This window comes from Flammeovirga sp. SubArs3 (assembly GCF_947387565.1).
Taxonomy (GTDB): Bacteria; Bacteroidota; Bacteroidia; order Cytophagales; family Flammeovirgaceae; genus Flammeovirga; species Flammeovirga agarivorans.
This window is the reverse complement of sequence record NZ_CANDOA010000004.1, coordinates 48868-68292: the sequence shown is the minus strand read 5'-3', so window position 1 is coordinate 68292 and position 19425 is coordinate 48868. Positions and strand designations below refer to the sequence as shown.

At 35.6% G+C, this 19425-nt stretch carries 16 protein-coding genes and 1 pseudogene; 10 read left to right on the top strand and 7 right to left on the bottom strand.

What is annotated here, in order from left to right:
* Positions 1–222 precede the first annotated feature (222 nt).
* The 3 genes from QL232_RS12600 (at position 223) to QL232_RS12590 (ending at position 1885) form a co-directional block, all read left to right on the top strand.
* Complete coding sequence (locus QL232_RS12600) at positions 223–735, top strand: sigma-70 family RNA polymerase sigma factor (RefSeq protein ID WP_281614380.1); 513 nt, start codon at positions 223–225, stop codon at positions 733–735.
* Complete coding sequence (locus QL232_RS12595) at positions 735–1394, top strand: hypothetical protein (RefSeq protein WP_281614379.1); 660 nt, start codon at positions 735–737, stop codon at positions 1392–1394. Before QL232_RS12600 ends, QL232_RS12595 begins: the two co-directional genes overlap by 1 nt.
* Before the next feature lie 200 nt (positions 1395–1594).
* Complete coding sequence (locus tag QL232_RS12590) at positions 1595–1885, top strand: DUF3817 domain-containing protein (protein WP_168881884.1); 291 nt, start codon at positions 1595–1597, stop codon at positions 1883–1885.
* Positions 1886–2034: 149 nt separating this feature from the next.
* Here the strand turns inward: QL232_RS12590 and QL232_RS12585 are convergent, their stop codons facing one another.
* Positions 2035–2769, bottom strand: coding sequence for an SDR family oxidoreductase (locus tag QL232_RS12585; RefSeq protein WP_281614378.1), 735 nt, complete (start codon positions 2767–2769; stop codon positions 2035–2037).
* Between the two features lie 114 nt (positions 2770–2883).
* On the opposite strand from QL232_RS12585, the gene QL232_RS12580 reads away from it, so the two are divergent.
* Positions 2884–3771 (top strand): LysR family transcriptional regulator, encoded by an 888-nt coding sequence (locus tag QL232_RS12580; RefSeq protein ID WP_281614377.1) that lies wholly within the window; start codon positions 2884–2886, stop codon positions 3769–3771.
* Positions 3772–4054: 283 nt separating this feature from the next.
* Positions 4055–4609: a transposase gene (locus tag QL232_RS12575; RefSeq protein WP_281614376.1), complete on the top strand. Its 555-nt coding sequence runs from the start codon at positions 4055–4057 to the stop codon at positions 4607–4609.
* A 360-nt stretch (positions 4610–4969) separates the two neighbouring features.
* Here the strand turns inward: QL232_RS12575 and QL232_RS12570 are convergent, their stop codons facing one another.
* The gene (locus QL232_RS12570; RefSeq protein WP_281614375.1) at positions 4970–5434 is read right to left on the bottom strand and encodes an SRPBCC family protein; all 465 of its coding nucleotides are present in this window, start codon (positions 5432–5434) and stop codon (positions 4970–4972) included.
* A gap of 98 nt (positions 5435–5532) precedes the next feature.
* Entirely contained in the window at positions 5533–6369 is an 837-nt protein-coding gene (locus tag QL232_RS12565) for an AraC family transcriptional regulator (RefSeq protein WP_281614374.1), read from the bottom strand.
* Between the two features lie 246 nt (positions 6370–6615).
* On the opposite strand from QL232_RS12565, the pseudogene QL232_RS12560 reads away from it, so the two are divergent.
* The 4 genes and pseudogenes from QL232_RS12560 to QL232_RS12545 all read left to right on the top strand — a co-directional run.
* A pseudogene (locus tag QL232_RS12560) lies at positions 6616–6855 on the top strand (prolyl oligopeptidase family serine peptidase); the annotation flags it as partial.
* A gap of 105 nt (positions 6856–6960) precedes the next feature.
* A complete protein-coding gene (locus QL232_RS12555; RefSeq protein WP_281614373.1) occupies positions 6961–7500 on the top strand; it encodes a hypothetical protein in 540 nt (179 codons plus the stop codon).
* Between the two features lie 284 nt (positions 7501–7784).
* Complete coding sequence (locus tag QL232_RS12550) at positions 7785–7946, top strand: DUF3817 domain-containing protein (protein WP_281614372.1); 162 nt, start codon at positions 7785–7787, stop codon at positions 7944–7946.
* Positions 7925–8077, top strand: coding sequence for a DUF3817 domain-containing protein (locus tag QL232_RS12545; RefSeq protein WP_348646745.1), 153 nt, complete (start codon positions 7925–7927; stop codon positions 8075–8077). The genes QL232_RS12550 and QL232_RS12545 overlap by 22 nt, the downstream gene beginning before the upstream one ends.
* Before the next feature lie 444 nt (positions 8078–8521).
* Here the strand turns inward: QL232_RS12545 and QL232_RS12540 are convergent, their stop codons facing one another.
* Positions 8522–8920, bottom strand: coding sequence for a hypothetical protein (locus tag QL232_RS12540; protein WP_281614371.1), 399 nt, complete (start codon positions 8918–8920; stop codon positions 8522–8524).
* Positions 8921–9131: 211 nt separating this feature from the next.
* On the opposite strand from QL232_RS12540, the gene QL232_RS12535 reads away from it, so the two are divergent.
* Positions 9132–9686: a transposase gene (locus QL232_RS12535; protein WP_281614370.1), complete on the top strand. Its 555-nt coding sequence runs from the start codon at positions 9132–9134 to the stop codon at positions 9684–9686.
* A gap of 102 nt (positions 9687–9788) precedes the next feature.
* Here the strand turns inward: QL232_RS12535 and QL232_RS12530 are convergent, their stop codons facing one another.
* The 3 genes from QL232_RS12530 to QL232_RS12520 all read right to left on the bottom strand — a co-directional run bounded on the left by QL232_RS12530 (position 9789) and on the right by QL232_RS12520 (position 19367).
* Positions 9789–10436 carry a hypothetical protein gene (locus QL232_RS12530; protein ID WP_281614369.1) on the bottom strand — a complete coding sequence of 216 codons (648 nt, stop codon included), beginning with the start codon at positions 10434–10436 and terminating at the stop codon, positions 9789–9791.
* A 159-nt stretch (positions 10437–10595) separates the two neighbouring features.
* Positions 10596–12227 carry a PfaD family polyunsaturated fatty acid/polyketide biosynthesis protein gene (locus QL232_RS12525; RefSeq protein ID WP_281614368.1) on the bottom strand — a complete coding sequence of 544 codons (1632 nt, stop codon included), beginning with the start codon at positions 12225–12227 and terminating at the stop codon, positions 10596–10598.
* Between the two features lie 204 nt (positions 12228–12431).
* Positions 12432–19367, bottom strand: a complete 6936-nt coding sequence (locus tag QL232_RS12520; protein WP_281614367.1) for a beta-ketoacyl synthase N-terminal-like domain-containing protein — start codon at positions 19365–19367, stop codon at positions 12432–12434.
* Between the last annotated feature and the right edge of the window lie 58 nt (positions 19368–19425).

Here is a 19425-nt window from a genome sequence, read left to right as displayed (position 1 = left end):
AATATAGGAGTTTTAAAATTACTGTCAATAGTTGGAAAAAATTTGACTGATCGGCTTAACTATTATTAGCTAAAGGAACAGTCTTATTCCGAGAAGAAGTACCCCATCAAAAAAATATTTAAGGAAAAGTGTGACTTTTAGAAAACCCTGCGAATAATAAGATAAACATTAAAAGTTCAGACCATGAAAACAATAAAATCACATTCAACTAAAACGAATTGAATGGAGACAAACAGAAAAAATAAATTCATATCGACAATCAATTCACACAAAAAAATCATTTACAAGATTGTGAATTCTTATTGTCAGGATATTGAAGATCGAAAAGATTTGGAGCAGGAAATCATCATTCAATTATGGAATGCTTTTGATAAGTATAACCCAGAATATAAATACTCTACTTGGATGTATCGGATTGCACTAAATGTAGCTATTTCATTTTACAGGAAGGAAAAGAAATGGCTAGCCAATAATGATTTTTCTAGCGTAGAATCTATTTACAGTGTCGTTGATGAGAATGAAGACGAGACGGAGTTAGACAACAATATAAAGTTGTTACAACAATTCATTAATGATTTAGATGAATTAAATAAAGCTCTGATGCTGTTGTATTTGGAAGAGAAGTCGTACGTTGAAATCGCAGAGATTTTAGGTATCTCAAAAACTAATGTAGCGACAAAAATCAGTAGACTTAAATTAAAATTAAAGAAAGAGTTTCAAAAAAATAATAGATAATGGAAGATATAGAACTAAAAAAATTATTCGCCGCATACGATTCAAAGCTGGATAAAATGCTTCAGGTAAATGACGCTGTAATCGATTCATTGCCACTTGATAAATCTAAAAAAAATAGAGATCGTATCGTAAGATTTAGAAGTATTGAAGTAGCAACTTTTAGTATCATTGTGCTATTATTGGGCGGATATATTGCTAACCATTGGGGGCAAACACATTTAGTTATCAGCGGAATTATTGTACACCTATTTGCAATAGTTGCTCTTGTGGGAAGCATAGGCCAAGTTCTGCTCCTACGACAAATTGATTTCTCAAAACCTATTGTTGAAATCAGGAAAAAAATGGAGCTTGTTAATGCACATGATTTATTATTTATAAAATTGATATTCCTTTCTACTCCTGTTTGGTGGGCTTATGCAATTGTAGGTATTGATGTCATCCTTGGAGTGGATCTATATCCTTATTTAGAGCCAGGTTTCGTACAAAGATATTTCATCGCCAATTTCCTTTTGGTTATCCCAATTGTATGGGCCTTTAATAAGTTATCACACAAAAATTTACATATTAAATGGGTAAGAACGACAATCAAAGTATTTACTGGCTCTAAAACAATGGAGGCTTTGGAAGCTATAAACGAAATTGAGGAGTTTGAGAAGTAAATATTTACATCTTACAGTGAAAAATAATGCTCCTTTTTTATGAATTGGGAGTTGAAATAGATTTATTTCCCCCTCATCAGCCCAGGACTTAAGTCCTGGGCTGATGAGGGGAAGTATTGTTAAGACTAACAAAGAATATAATCACAAATTATCCCTAAATTTGCCCTCACCACAACAAACTTATTTAACCACTAAAAAATATGTCAGGAATAAAAGCAATTCGTTTTATAGGTCTTCTAGAAGGGATCTCTTTCCTATTAATTCTGTTTGTTTCAATGCCATTGAAATACATTGCAGATATACATGAGCCAAATAAAATTATTGGAATGGGGCATGGCGTATTATTTATTCTATATGTAGCCATTGTCTTATACATTCACTTCACTATAAAATGGGGCTTCAAAAATAGTGCTTGGGCATTTGCAGCATCACTGATTCCATTTGGAACTTTTGTGGCAGATAAGAAGATATTTAAAGGTTATGATAACTAGACTTTAGTTATTCAACTTAGGTGTTGTTATAAGTCACAGACTATAACAAATACCCGCAAACAAGATCAACAATGGAGATTTTAGTTATCAAACTCAGAAAAAATATACCCTAAGCCAACATTCAAAACTGGCTTAGGGTATAATAAAAATTACCAAGCGACTTCTTCACCCATATGAATAAATTTACCGTTAAAGTCTGTTTCTTCTTCAAGAGAAAGACCTACTGATGTTTTCGCTCCATCTACTACTTCCATTGGTGCACCGTCTGTACCAAGATCAGTTTTTACCCATCCTGGGTGTGCTGAATTTACTTTTACATTTGTCCCTTCTAAAGCGGCTGCCAAATGAACTGTAAATGAATTAAGAGCGGCTTTTGAAGCATCATATGCAAACGGCTTTACACTATAATAAGGAGATTCGGTATCGCTTTGTACGGTATTAGATCCCAAAATACTTGATAGGTTGACAACCCTTCCTGCATCACTTTTCTTCAGTAATGGTAACAATTCCTGTGTTAAATTCACTACACTGAAGAAATTGACATCAAATGTATTTTGTAAAGTACTTGAAGAAATATTTTCGGATGTGTTCGTTCCTAATGGCTCATCCTGATGCATAATACCTGCATTATTTACCAAGATATCAAGCTTTCCATACTGACTTTCAATATAGCCTTTTAGCGTTTTGATTTCAGAGCTATTGGTCGCTTCCAATTGGACCAGCTCGACATCCAAACCTTCAGATTTCAGTTTTTCAACTGCAGTTTCTCCTTTTGATTTGTCTCTTGAAGCCATCAATACTTTGATACCTTTTGCCCCTAATTGACGAGCAGTTTCAAAACCTAATCCTTTGTTCGCTCCTGTTACTAATGCTATTCTTTTCATTTTTCTAAAGTTTAATATTTAATGATTGAATGATGATGTAACAAATGTAGAGGGCTTGTGATATAAAATGAAATCGTTTAATTTTAGTCATGATATAAATAAATTAATATCACTATGGTTAATTTAGAATGGTATAGAACTTTCAAAGCAGTGTATAAACATCAGAGTTACTCTAAAGCTGCTGAAGAATTATTTTTAACGCAACCCACCGTCAGCAATCAAATGAATATGTTGGAGGCTGCTGTTGGGCATAAATTATTTACTCGAAAATCAAAAGGAGTTGTACCAACAGATCATGCGAAGTTTCTGAATAATTTGATTATTGAATCTTTAGATACGCTGGAAAAAGTTGAGGCAAGCTATAGCAAATCAGTCAAAAAAGAGGACAAACAATATACTTTCGGTCTTAACGAAAACCTTTATAAAAGCTTTGTTTCAAAGGACTTATTAGAAACTTTCAAGCACTTGACCGTACATTTTGAAGCTGATAATCAAAAGTTATTTGACATGGTCAATAATCAACAGATTGATGCTGCTGTAATTAAAGAGGATATACAAACGTTTGATGTATTGTCTGAAAGAATTATGCAATCACAGTTAATAGTGGTTGGGCATCCAAACATTGATACCCATAACCTCAAAGGTTTCATTCGTGCAAATGAATTGAACAAAATTCAAAAGTGGTTAGAAGGTCAAGTTTGGTTTTCACACATGTCTACAAATCCATTTATTAAGTTGTTATGGATGCATTGCTTTAACAAAAAGCGACCGAAGATTTTCACAAACTATATCATCCCAAATGAATATTTTATGTTACAAGAATTAACCGAAATCGAAGGAGTAGCCATAACATTAAAACATAATGCACAAGAATTTTTAGATCAGAAACAACTACAATTAATTTGGGAACCCAATGATTATCCAATCAGAGATTACTATCTAATTGCACATAAAAAACAAGAACCTTTCTTTACTATTTTGAAGTCTATTTTTCAGAATTGATTCTTTTTCGGTAGTGGATATGTTAGTGGGATCTCATTGTTATAAGTCACAGACTATAACAATAACCAAGTTCGAAATGACGCTACCGCTTAACATTTCAAACAGTGAGGGATTGTGATAAAATTGACAACTACTACCACCCCTGTTCTTAGTGTTAAGCCGAAAGGCGTCACTGAGAACTACCCTTTTGTTATAGTCTGTGACTTATAACAAAAAAACATTTCATTACCACCTCCCTTATCACTAACTTCGATAAATAAAAAACTAACTAAAACGATTCATCATGGCTAGAGCTCACTCCTTCTACGATCAAGAAGCAACCTATTTCGTAACAATGACAGTAGTTTATTGGATAGATGTATTCACAAGAGAAGAATACCGTAATATCATCCTAGATAGCTTCAAATATTGTCAAGAACACAAAGACTTAAAAATTCATGCCTATGTGATAATGAGTAATCATATTCATATGATCATCACAAAAGGGCGTAATAAGAATCTGTCTGATATATTGAGAGATTTCAAAAAACACACCGCTAAGAATATTGTAAAAAGTATTGAGGAAAACACTAAAGAAAGTCGAAGAGAATGGATGCTTTGGATGTTTCAGAGAGCCGGACAGAAAAATCCTAAAAACAGAGATTTCCAATTCTGGCAACAACACAACCAACCCATTATTCTAGATACTTCTGAAAAACTTTTACAGCGATTGGGCTATATTCATGACAATCCTATCAAAGCAGGAATAGTACAAGATGCAAAAGATTATCTGTATTCAAGTGCGTCTAATTATCATGGAATGAAGTATAATTTATTGGAAGTAGATGTATTGGGGTAATTATTCTTCATTGTTATAAGTCACAGACTATAACAATATCCAAGTTCGAAATGACGCTACCGCTTAACATTTCAAACAGTGAGAAATAGTAATAAAATTGAAAAGCTACTACCACCTCTGTTCTTGGTGTCAAGCCAAAAGGCGTCACTGAGAACTAACCTTTTGTTATAGTCTGTGACTTATAACAAAACAATTAGTGATTGTGATAAAATTGAAAACTATTATTACCACCTCTGTTTTTAGTGTCAAGCCGAAAGGCGTCACTGAGAACTACCCTTTTGTTATAGTCTGTGACTTATAACAAAAAACCACAAACCAATAAAAAAAGAGCGAAGCACCACTACTTCGCTCTTTTTTTATTTACTGATGTAAACTAGAAATATTATTCATCAGCATTACACCATTTCCTACTACAAATTCATTGAATTCCTTTTCAGACATCTGTGGGTTTTCAATAAATGATTCTATTGTTGCTTGCCATGACAGTTCACACCTTTTATACCCAAGATCTTTTACTGTAAAAGTATTTACCATGTTTTTGACGGGCATTGCACCATCTTCCAATCGGTAAGAATAAGTGCGATTTTTATCGTCAAATGCAATCACTTCTTCTACTGTTGGTGCAGCATCTTCGGGCATCACATTTAATGAGCAAGACCTTTTGGTTCCCACTCCTGGCGATTGGTCATCTATCAACCATGACTTACTGACCACTTCAGGAAGAAATTCTTCTACCCCATCTAGTTTTCTTAGACGTTCCCAAACATTGTCTGCTGAATCATTGATTACTTGCGTTGCTTTTGTGATTTCCTTCATCTTTTCCATTTCTTTTTTGTTTTAATTAAGTAATTAGGACAAGACAAAATTGAGGATTCGAGGCTAGAATAATTTTTCAACAACGCTCAAAAAGTTTTCTATTTAGGTCATTTGCGATACGACCTTGGAGAATGACCATATTGTAAGCGGAAAGAGTTACTGAAGTGAGCCACATTTTCGAAACCACAATCCCATGCAACACTACTAATCGACTGATCTGAAGTTCTTAATATTTTCTCTGCCTTCTCTAAGCGTTTGGTTTTGATATATTTAGCTGGACTTACACCATATATTTTTTTAAAATCACGTTTAAAAGTACTTTCACTTCTTGTTGTTAGATGGGCTAATTCACTAATTGTTAGATTATTAAACAAATTAGCTTCTACTGTATTCTTAAAATTGATTTGTTCAGGTTGAAATAAAGTACCTAAAATATAATGTATGGTATTTCCCTTACCCGTTTCACATAGAATATAAATCAACTCCTTCAGTTTTAATTCCATCAACTGCTCAGTAGCTAATTGAGGTTGCTCAAAATAAGGCTTCAATGACTCTACAAAACTATCCAACAAAGCGTTATCTGTAATCTTTACCGCTTCCCCTTTTTCAGATGTAGATGCCTTATTCATCAAAAAACTAAGGTCTTCATCGTTAAATACCCTCTTTATGGATTCAGGATAAAGATGAAAAACAATATTTCTAAAAAACTTCTCTTCAGGGTCTTGTTGAAAATCGGCAATATAATTCCCACATTTCATTAAAATACTTTCATTATAAGTAGCTGAAATATGTTCTGATGCTGAAAATATTTCATATTTCCCTGCCTTCACATACGCTAAACAAGCATCATGTGTCATTTTAGGTGTTAATCGAAAATCCTCCTTAAAAGTCGCTATTTGTACAAATGGCTCCCCATATAGCTTGATATCTTCCAACTGTTTCATACTCCAATTTAAATAGACTTTGTAAAAAGAACTTTTCTAAAAAGGTCAAAATAGTATTTACAAAAGGAATAAAGAAAACATTATTTAGTTTTTCATTATACATCAATTTATTCTACTAAAACACCTCTTGTTATACTAATAGATAAATAGTATTATTGTCAGGCTTACTTAAAACAGAGAACTTCGCATTAATAAGGGCTTTTTTAATAAATAAATTACCAATTTGATTATAATGAGATACTTTTTAAGCAACCTTTATTAATTGTACATGGTGAAGCGGATAACAATTCAGGTACTTAACCTATTCAAAGTGAGTGTTACTTCAGTGCCTTAAAAGGTTTAGGAGCAACAGTTCAATTGGTGATGTTACCGAAAGAAAGCTATGGTTACCGTTCTAAAGAAAGTATCTTACATCTTTTATGGGAACAAGATCAATGGTTAGAAAAGCATGTAAAAAATAAAAAAGTACTTAAAGAAAATAAGTAATCTAAATAGAAAGGGTATCTGATGAGGGTGTCTCTTTTTATAAAAGCTTTAGCTAACATTAGCTCTACAAACATTATCATTTTTTATATTTAAACTTTAAGCAAAATGACAAAATTTATTCGCTATTTTTTACTACTCACAACTATTTTATCTCAAAGTTGTATAAGTAAACTATACACTACCAACAAACAAGAAGTTCATGATAATATCTCTATTGAAGCCAATACAATACCTCCAGACTATGGAAAAGAAAACGACTGTATGCTATTTGTATTAACTGAACAAAAAAAGCTGGACAAACACATCAGAAAAGTAATTGAGGAGTTCTATCCTGGAGAATACGAATTTATCCATGACAAAAATATACGATCTAATAAGTACCAAGATAAAGATAAGTATCGTTACAAATTCGTTGTAAAAACAAATTATACTTCGATGAGAGTTTACAATGACTCTAGAAAAAGTTATGAAGATCGATATATAAAAGTGTATACATATGAAATCATTGATCGAAAAATGAGAAAATCATATTTAAATAATCATAAGAATAACATGACTTTAAATTCCACTTTTTTAAAAATCTATTGCGAACGTTTTCGTCAATTAAAGGAAGAACATTCATCAACGAATAAAGAAGTGAAATAATAAAATATAAGAAGAGATATCTAATAAAGGTATCTCTTTTAATTTATGGAATATCTAAAACCTAGTAGAGACGCCCTTTACAGCATCTTCGTATTAGATCAAAACAGTATTTATTTAGGTAACTGTATAATGCTCTCAAATCTTCACTATTCGAAATGTTAAATTGAAGTATTATTTCGAACTTGATTATAGTTATAGTACCTGACTTATTACAATTCCAAACTAACAAAGAATATAATCCTAAATTTGCCACAACAACAACAAACTTTTAAACCACTAAAAATATGTCAGGAATAAAATTAATGCGATTAATAGCACTTTTAGAAGGGATTTCTTTCCTATTAATTCTGTTTGTTTCAATGCCTTTGAAATACATCACAGATATACATGAGTCAAATAAAATTATTGGAATGGGACATGGCGTATTATTTATTCTCTATATGTAGCCATAGTCTTATACATTCACTTCACTATAAAATGGGGTTTCAAAAATAGTGCTTGGGCATTTGCAGCATCATTGATTCCATTTGGGACTTTTGTGGCAGACAAGAAGATATTTAAAGATTATGATAACTAGATTTTAGTTATTCAACTTATGTATTGTTATAAGTCACAGACTATAACAATATCTAAGTTCGAAATGACGCTACCGCTTAACATTTCAAACAGTGAGTGATTCTAATAAAATTGAAAGCTAATACTACCTCCACTGTTTTTAGTGTCAAGCCGAAAGGCGTCACTGAGAACTCCCCTTTTGTTATAGTCTGTGACTTATAACAAATACCCACAAACCCGATCAAAAATGAAATGATATCAGTATCGTCTTTTCCCCTTCAAGAAAACATTTTGTAGGCATGAGTATTGACCCGAGTTACACTCCTCATTTTTACGATAGACAGGCTGCTTTGAAAGAAGGGTTTGTTATGCAGGAGATGGAGTGGATTAATAATTTATATATCTTTCTATTCTTTGTGTTAAGCAAATTAAGTGACCATAATATACTCTCTGTTTGGTTCAATTATTAGGAAACCTCATACCAAACTCCCATAATTAAACTATGAGAAAATTTTGTATACCAAGTGTAATATCCTTCAGAAAGGTCACATGTAAAACAATAAATTGTATTCAACTCTTCATCAAAAGAGATATCACTAAAATTAAGTTTCATTTTTCTCCCTTTATAAAAGTTTGAAAAAGTAGATAAATACGCGATTGAATCAAAAGACAATAATATATTTTTATTAATTAGATTCTTATCTAACTTAGATAAGTGGCCTTGAATTTCTTTTAATCTTTTTAATAAGGATTCCGAAATAATGATTTCAACTTCTAAGTCACTAATAAAAGTGACAAATTCACCTTCAGGAGATTTCTTTAAAATATATTCTTTATCAAATACGGTAATTTGTTTGTTCATCATTCTTCTCTTTTACTATAATCTAAAATATAAAAACAATTTGAATTCATTAATATTGATAATCATCTCCCCACTGTTCTTTGTGTTAAGCCGACAGGCGTCACTAAGAACTTCCACATTCATTTAAGTCTGCGACTTAAAACCAAAAACATTTCATTACCTTCTCCATTATCACTAACTTCAAAAAATAAAGAACTAACTAAAACGATTCATCATGGCTAGAAAACATATCTTCTACGATCAAGAAGCAACTTATTTTGTCTCTATTTCTGTGGTTTATTGGATAGACGTATTTACCAGAGAAGAATATCGTAATATCATTCTTGACAGTCTAAAATATTGCCAAAAGGAAAAAGGGCTGAATATTCATGCATATGTGATAATGAGTAATCACATTCATCTTATTATTTCAAAAAGGTTACATATAAACATTTCTGACATTCTAAGAGATTTCAAAAAGTACACCTCTAAATCCATTATTAAAAGCATTCAGAACAATACTGTTGAAAGTAGAAAAGAATGGATGCTTTGGATGTTTCAAAGAGCTGGTCAGAAAAATACTAGGAATAAAAAGTATCAATTTTGGCAACAGCATAATCATCCTATTCTTTTGGATACATCTGAAAAACTACAACAACGTTTAGATTACACGCATGACAATCCTATCAAAGCAGGAATTGTTCAAGACTCAAAAGACTACCTCTATTCTAGTGCTTCTAACTATCATGGTATGAAATATAATCTTATAGAAGTCGATATTTTGGGATGAATATTTTAGTTTTGTTTTAAGTTTTAAACTTAAAACATGGGCTAGTTCGTAGTGATGCCTATCGGCTTAACACAACGAACAGAAGGGGCAAGGGGGATTACTTCAAACTGTCTTAATCTTTAAATTAATATCTAAGCCAGAAAAAGAATCAAAATTTGGTATTGACAAATCAAAAGTTTCACCTAAATCTTCCGTAGAATAAATTACTAATCTATATTCTTTCTGATATTTATATTCAATTTCTTTATGGAAATAACTTAAATCTCCATCATAAGTCTTGTGATTATAGTATTCAACCTTTTTACCTTCAATATCTAAACCTTCAATTTGTAACCTCTTAAGTTCCTCGTAAAAAATATCCATGCGATAAATCAAAATATTCCTCTTCCCAAACTGTTTAATTGTTGAACTCAATGATACTAACTGAGGTTCATCAGGGTTTTCTTGATTAATTTCTATTATACTTAGACTACATATATATAAATTCTTAGATGTCTCTTGATTATTGATCTGACCATTAAAATCGGGCATATCAATATCACCTCGAAGAATTATTTTTTCAGTTGTTGGATGTAGAATCTCAATATATTTCAGTTGATAATTTGTTAGATTTCCCTCTCTACGATCATTCCGTTTAGCTTTATCTTTTTCATATTTTCTAAATTTATTTATATGAGTAAACCGTAAATAACCCTTCTTATACATGTCTTCTATATAATCACCACCTGATTTAAGTAATAAGAAATTCATGAAATTAAGATTTTCAATAAGTAATATATTTTCTGTTACACAAAAATATAATTAAATGAAGAGAAGTTTTTTAAATCAATATAAAAAAAGACCCCATAACTAAAAGCTATGGGGTCAATCAGAATAAATAAGATATGAATGAACAGCTAAGCGTGAAGCTTAATATTTCACACTTGCTGCTTTGAATTTGCCGTCGATTTGTACGCCTTGCATTTCTAAGTATTGCAATCTGTACAAGTAGGCAGCGCCGTTGAACAATGCATGAGCAACGTCTACTGCTTTACGGTTTTCCCAGTTTTCAAGAGGAGTACCTTTTACCCACTCGTTGAATGCACCCATTGCAGGACCACACCAGATTTGGTAATCCAACTCTCTACCTTTCACTCCACGGTTAGCCCATGAAGAAGAAAGACCTAAGTACCAACGGAAGATCAATGCCATCTTACGCTTTGGATTGTTTTCTGATCTTGTGATTTGCTCTGGATCACGCTCTTGGAAAAACTCAATACACATCTTCCAGATGTTCTCTAATGAATCTTGGAAGACTGTCTTTTCTAACGTTGTACGCTCTTTTTCAGGAATCGCATCGATGCCGTCATAAGCGATGTACGTATCATATAATTTTTGTGCTCTTAAAGCGAACAATGTTCCCTTTTTCAACACTTGTAATTTCACTCCCAACTCAAACATATCTGATGCTGGTGCCATCATGATGTCTGTCATTCCCGCTTGTGCTAACACCTTACGAGAGTGGTCTGATGCACCTGACTCTAAACATGCTTGGTTGATTGAACCTGTTACTACAAACGCCGCACCCATAGCGAAAGCCGCTAATACAGATTGAGGCGTTGAGATACCACCTGCAGCACCTACACGTACTTGCTCAGGGTAGTTCAATTCTTCTTGGATTCTGTTTCTTAACAATAACACTGACGGTAATAAAGATACCAACGGTCTATTGTCTGTATGTCCACCCGAATCCGCTTCTACAGTAATGTCGTCTGCCATTGGTACAGATAATGCCAATGTCGCTTGCTCAGCAGTAATCTGACCTTCTGCTACCAACTTGTCTAAGATCGACTTTGGTGCTGGACGCATGAATTTCTCCGCTACTTCTAAACGAGATACTTTAGCGATGATCTTGTTTTCCATATGGATAGATCCATCCGCATTTTTGCGTAACCCTGCCGCTCTGAACTTCACTACAAATGGTGTTAAGTCCATAAATGCAGACGCTTCAATCACTTTCACACCACGCTTTAAGAACAACTCACAAGCTTCACGCTCTAAAGCCACCTCGTTGGGTGAGTGAATTAAGTTGAATGCATAAGGTCCGTTGGGTAATGCCGCTTGAATCTTATCGATTGCCTGCTCAATTCTTGCAGGAATCAATCCACCTGCACCAAATGAACATAACATACCTGCTTTACCTAAAGCAATCACTAGGTCTTCCGAAGAAATACCATTCGCCATGGCACCGCCCATATAGTTATATTTCAAACCATACGCCGCTCTGAATGAAGGATCACCCAATGCTTCTGGAGCATAAGCTGGAATGTTCGCTAATAATTCAGCAGACTGTAAATCCGATGAAGTGGCTGTTCCCATTCCATCCGCTACACCTACTGTACCTTCTTGGTTTCTGATCACAAAAAGCTGTTTGTCTAATTTCTCAAACTGCTGCTTGATCTCCTCCGTTGTATATTTTGCAAAGCTTGAAGCACCAAACCACTTTGAAGTAGATTTAGCTGTCGATTTTAAGCCGCTATTTTTAATCAATGTTGTATTCATCTTATTTGAATGAATAATTAAGTGTTATCAAAATGTTTCAAGTGTTAAGCGTTAGCGTCACTTGGAACTAAGTCATTGGCGAAGTCTCCTGACTTCGAAGTAAACCAAAGTCAGGTTCGAAGTCGGGAGACTTCACCAATTTTGAATCACAAGTGACGCCTTTCGGCTTAACACTTGCGACATTGAATCTATTCGATTCAGAAATTAGCTGATCACTAATGAAAGGTCAGTAATTTCATAGATTCTTAAATCACCTTTCCAAAGGTTCGCATCTACAAGGATTACAACTTTACCGTTTTCCTTTGTTACTTCTTTGATATGGCAATCCAAGTTCATTGTTGGGTCACCTTGAAGAATCTGACCTCTATATTTCCAAACTGTTTTGTTTGGTGCATGGTGGTTGAAACCAACATTTGTCATGCCTTCACCTAAGTTGTTTTGCAACGCCCAAACTTGAACGGCTTGGTGAATTGCTTCAACACCTAATGAACCTGGCATTACAGGATCTTGGTAGAAGTGACAAGTGAAGAACCAATCGTAGTTTTCGATAGCACGAGTGGCATGGATATAACCCTTACCGTATTTACCACCTTCTTTGATGATTGTAGCACTGTCTAACAAGTTCAGTTGATCTTCTGCTAAGTGTAATCTTGGAGAAGCTGGGTTTGTAGACTTGTACAACTTCATTTTACCGAACAATGAATCTAAGTTGAAAGTGATTGCTTTCGACTTGTCATAGTCAGTAACGTCTTTCCATGCTGCTACTTTTTCACCTGAGTCAAGACCTGCTTGGCTAGAAAGGTCAGCTACTGTAAAGAATCCGAATGAAGATTGACCTACATAGAATACTGTTCCATCTACTGAAAGTTCGAATGTATAACGTTGTAATACTGTACCTGCAAGGTTCGTATGCGACGTCATTACGACTTTGTTCGTGATTGTTTTTCCTCTTAGATCAATGTCAACTAACATCTCACCATCACCGTCAAGGTTACGGAAGAATAAGTCTTTGTCTGGCACTGATAAAGTAGAACCTAAGTAAGCACCTAAGAAACCACATGGTTGTAAGGCAACTTCCATCAATACTGAGTAAGGCATTACTGGAGAAGCATTTTGCTTGAAGTACCATGCATCTACAGGAACATCATATTCAGAGATGATTGTAGGGTTGTTACTAAAGTCATGTCTCTCATTGCTGATTGATAAAACTCTAGAGATTACTTGTAGGTCAGTGTTTGGCTGACGCGATAACGAACGTCCTTCGAATACTTTGTACTCATCACCGAAACACTTATAAACTGGACCTAATGCGAATTGAGTGATGTCACCTTCGTCTAATAGAACTGGCTTGTTCACTGGCTTCACATACACACCATGATTAGTGTTCGCTAAGTCCTTTTTATATTGAGGGTTGTCTTTTTCTTGTAAACGAAGACCCAAGTTTTCGAAGTATACAGACGACAATCCGTCATAGATAATTTCTAAGTCTGCTACTACATATGGCTCAGGAACTAAACCTACTTCCTTCACATCCATACGGTAAATTAGCTTACCATCTTTAGCATTTACCTCTTTACGACATCTTACTTTTTGAGGGATATCTAATACAGGTTGGAAACGAGCGTCTTTTGTTAAACGCTGCATACCCATGTATAACATTAAGAAACGTAATAACTGTCCACCGCCTTCAGCTTGTAATGAACCTGCTAAAACTTCGTCATCTCTGAAGTGACAAGGGAAGTACCAATCGTCTGCCTTCAAGTCTTTCTCAGCTTCAATCCATCCTAGACCAGCATGACCGCCTTTGATATCCAACTTAGTGATACGGTCTAACATTAAGATGTCTTTTGGAGGAAGACGTAATGATTTGTTTCTACCTAATGTATTGTAATCCGAACCAAATACACCTTCTAAATCACCTTGAGTTAACGCTAAAAGTTCCTCTTGGTTGAAAGTAGTTTTATCACAGTGTAATAATGGCTCGAAGAATTGCTTCTTACGGTTGTTTCTTTCTTCTAACTCCTCTGGCTTGTACACTACACCTTGACCTTCTGCAAGATCCGCTTCGTTGAAGAAACCAGCACAACCACCACGCATTTTCAGTACCATTCTGTCCTCAACATAGCAGTCGTAACGGAAGAAGAATAAAAGGTTGTTACCATTACGTACATAGCTATCGATGCTGATGTCATAACGTAACGTTTGTCCTTCGAAAGGAAGGTCGTCCAAGAAAGTAAGTGTACAGTCTAATAGACGGTATTTGTACTCACCTTTGTTTTGGAAGTCAATCCCTAAATATGAAATTAATAATAAGTCACACTGACCTGACTCTACCGCTACAGCCCAAGGAATTTGTCCGTCAGTTGCGAACCAAGAGTTGTAAGGGATATCGTACTCTGTTGTTAAGCTTGAAGGCTTGTACTCATTTGTCTTTGCATTCAATTTCGTTACACGGCTCACCAATAAGTATGGAGGCATTGGTAACATTACACGACAAGGGTAAGTGTCGATGATAGAGTACTCAGGACCGAATACATCTGAGATTTTACCAGTAGCGAAAGTCAATAGATCTTGTTCGTTCCAGATCGCATCTTTCTTGCTTGCTTTGTAATCAGGTGCATCGAAATCATAAAGCGCTAAGCCATTCTCAGCAATCTTTTGTTTCACCTTATTTTCAATCACATCTAAGGCTGAATTCTTATCCATATCTTTGGTTGTTGTTTGTTCTTCTTCTTTTTCTGTTAAAGCAAACATGTCAAACTCTTCTCCTGCTATTACAGGCTCTGCTGTGTTGACTCTGTTTGTAGAATTAATGAAGGCTGCTTTGTTTTCCGCAGTAAATGCGAATTCTTCAAAACGGTTACCTCCAGTATGTAATGTTTTATAGATTTTCTTTCTTTGAATACCTTTCGCAGAAGTCTTTGCAATGATAGCTTCTAAGTCTAGTTCTACACCCTGACCTAATAACTGAGCCACCATTCCCATAAAGCTCTTTAAGGAATCAGAACCTTTACGGTCTGTTGCAATCGTTGCAAACTCCTCACCTTTCAAGATCTCACCGATCCATCTAGAAAGCGTTGCATTCGCTCCTACTTCAATAAACAATTTGTGACCATCTTCTTTCATGCTTCTGATCAGCTTTGGAAGATTCACTTCCTCACAGCATACATCTTTCGCATTCTTAGCGATGTCATCCTCATTTAAAGCTAAAGGCTTTTGTGTTACACCAGAGTATACCGTCTGTGGAATCGCCTTCTGTAATGGAAGGTGATGCATAGTGATAAACTCTTCCGTTACGCGACTGATAAACGGATGATGTACACAGTTGTTGATGGTTAATGTCACCGATGAAAGAGCATGCTTCTGCATGATTTCTTCCAAGATGTCATTATCACCCGACATAATGATTTCAGAATCTGTATTGATGAATGTCAAGTACACTCTTTCGTACTTTCCTTCTACTTCACCTCTGAACCAATCTTCTAAAGTAGCATACCCTAAAGTTTTAGCATTTAAGGTAATCAAACGGCTTCTCCATTTCGATTTTGCAGTGGCAGCATCCATGCCCCATTCTTCACCAAGAATAGTCATATCACCACCTACAATTTCAGAGAAGATATTCGACTCTAAGAATTTCTCATCTACTAAATGTGCATCCCAGAAACCTTGAGAATACCATAAACTTGAAGTTTCGCCCATGCTGTAACCCGCTAACGAGTCTGCTTTCACTTTTAATACATCTTGTAAAAGTGTAGTGTAAGCTGAAGCAAAGGCAACACCGATCGCCATTACTGGAAGTGCATTTGTACCAAGATTTTCCTCTTGTTTTTTCACTTCTTCAGCCGTTGGCTTTTTCAATGTTCTAGGGTATAAATATTCTGTAAAGAACGCTCTGTTCGGATGATTTACAGAATTTTTGATGTGATCATACAAGCTAGGGAACATCTGTAATAAAGAAGCACCAAAACCTTGGTATGCCGCACCAGAACCAGGGTACATCATCGCTACTTTACCATCCTTCGCAATTGGGTTAGGATTGTAGTAGCTACCCGTTGGCATTTGTAAAGCTTTCTTTCCTTTGTAAGCATCTTTCATATGTGCTTGGAAGAACGCTACATCACGCATTAATTCTTTTTCGTTTTTCGCTACGAAAATAGGCTTAATTGGTGCTGCAGGGTTAAAGGCTTCACAAAGTTTGTCTGATGTTTCATTGAAACCTAATGTTTCTACATCAGTCAAAATACCTAAAAGTTGTTCGTTGATTGCCGCTGGTCTTTCAATAGAAAGTGGGAATAAACGCTCTCCTCCTTTGGCTAAGTAAGGGCTACGATCATCTAACTTCGGATGAGAAGCTTCAGACATTAAAACATGTGCCGAAGAACCATCTGTCGCTAAACCTGAAATCGCCGCTCTTAATGTATCTTTTCCTTCTTCAATTACCCAAGGAGATGAAACCTGAGGAACGTAGAAAGGTGTGTTTTTAAATTTCTCCTCAAACTTAGGACCTGACCACTGTGGAGTAGCAGGAATAAATCTGTGGTATAAAGCTAAAGCTGAACGGATGATAGAAGCGATACCCGAAGCAGAGAATGTATGACCTACAGTTGCTTTCGCAGAACCTAAGGCACAAGTTAATTTCTCTTCTTTTGATTGGTACACTGAAGTCAAACCTTCAATTTCCGCTTTATCTTCAGAAGCAATACCTGATGCCGATACTTCCAATAATCCGATATCAGAAGCATCCAAACCATTACTTTGTAATAACTCTTCTGCACCCTTCGCTACCGCTTGACTATTGATTTCACCGTTCAATGAAGATAAGTCAGATTGTACAATCGCTACATCATCAATTTGAGCATACACGCGATCATTTTTCGCATCTTCCGCTCTCTTGATTACAATTGCACCTGCACCTTCACCAATGTTCCATCCATTCGTTTCTGTATTCCAACCGAATGAAGTATCTCCTGTATTTACAGGATTTAAAACATGACGGCTCAATACACCTTCCATACTTCCGGCTAAGTCGATCGCACCTACAACTACGGCATCCACTTCACCTAAAGCCAGCATATTTCTCGCAACGTCCAATGCTTTATATACCGCATTTTCGTTCGATGAAATAGTGAATGAAGGGCCAGTGAAATCCCAAAGTGCAGAAACTCTACTCGAAATAATGTTACCGATAAATCCAGTATGTTCTGATGGAGAGTGATCTTCGAAAGCTTGGAATACAGAGTTCTTTAAAACATCAGAAAGTGAATCTTTCTTCTGCACATCCATGTCTAGACCTGCCATTTCTAATGCTTTCTCTACTTGCCAAATTAGATCCCAACGTCCCATACGGTGATGGATTTCTAATTCAGATTCCATTGCTGTCAATACGGCAATGTTTGCTCCCTTACCTTCTAGCTCTTTTAAGCCTGCATCATGCAATGCTCTATCAGCTACAGTAAGCATTAAAGTCTGCTGTAACGTTAAACGTTCCGCTTCTTTCGGTTGGATTTTGAAACGAAGAATATCCAAGTCAAATTCTTCCAACCACGCTCCTTTCAAGCGTTTTATATCTTCTAACCCAAGCCCTTTCTTCAAAGTCTCCAACTCTTCCATTCCTTTCCAACGGTTAGCCGGTAGGTTTTTGAAGAATTGTTGACCCTGATAAAGAGATAAATAAAAATCTTCCAAGCTGGCACATCCACCGAAGTGAAGATCCATACCAACAATTGAAAGAGGTTGTTTGGGTGATGTAATCTGTTCTTTTGCCACCTCTACTTTCTCATCGTAAGCCGATAAGATCATATGGGCATTTGTACCACCAAAACCGAAAGCATTGATACCTGCATGCGGTAACTCTCCTTTTTGTGGCCATTCTTTATTTTCTAACATCATTTGGTCTCTTCCTACCTTCTGATCGTTAGAATGTACAGCTCCATCAATTTTGATAGTCGCTGGAATAAATTTCTTTTGCATCGCAAGGATCACCTTCAACATACCCGTCATACCGGCAGCTGTTAGCAAGTGTCCCATGTTTGATTTTACAGACCCTAAGAATGGAGGTCTAACTTCTTCTTGTGCAAAGAAATCGCTAATTGAATTAATCTCAGTCGTATCACCAAGAGGCGTACCTGTTGCATGACATTCTAAGTAATCAATTTCAGCTGGTGTTAGGTCAGTTCCTTTGTAAGCTCTCTCGAAAGAAAGTTTTTGTCCTTTAGGGTTTGGACTTAAAAGGAATTTACCTTTACCATCATTCGATAAACCAACACCATCGATAACGGCTAAAATCTTATCACCGTCTCTTTTCGCATCGCTTAATCGCTTTAACACAACCATACCTGCACCTTCAGATGAAGTCAATCCTCCGGATGTATTATCCAAAGGAGCTGACTTTTCATTCATGCGGGCATACGCATGGAAATAAGAGAACCCCATGTGAATAAACAATGGATCAGCACCACTTACGGCACCCGCTAACATCATGTCAGCTTTACCCAATTGTAATTCATCAATAGCTAATTTAATTGCATATAAACTAGAGGCACAAGCAGCGTCTAATGAATAGTTGGTCGAAGTCAATCCTACCGCTTGAGCGATCAAGGCAGAAGGTGAATTCGTCAATAATGTCTCATGAATATTTGCATCGTAATTCGTATTCGCGAAAGGAACTTTTACTTCCTCTCCTGTTAGTTCAGTGAATACTTTCCCTGCCATATCTGCATAAATTGGTGCAAAGATTTGGCGAGAACGACGCGTTGGGAAAGATAAGTTACCCACAATAACACCACAGTTTTTGTCCTGTGTGTTTTGCCAATAACCACTATCTTTTAAGGCTTGTTGAGCAACATATAACGACCATTTAAATTGATCGTCTTGTTTGGCTAATAGGTCTTTCTGGATTTTATAGTCTGATGGATCAAATTCGAAGTTGCGAACATAACCACCGCGAATCGCATAGCATTTGTCTAGTTTACCTTTTTCTGTATGATAAAGACGTTCGGGATCTTGTCCGAAAGTCACTTCATCAGATAAAGTTACGAGGTCTTTGTTTTCTAGAAGGTTATTCCAGAAAGTATCGAGAGTGGCTGACCCTGGAAAGAGTCCTCCCATACCAATGACCGCTATTTTGTCTTTTTTACTCATTCTATATCTTATTTTATCTCTTTGTTATAAGAGAAGTAAAATTGAAATGCATTTGACT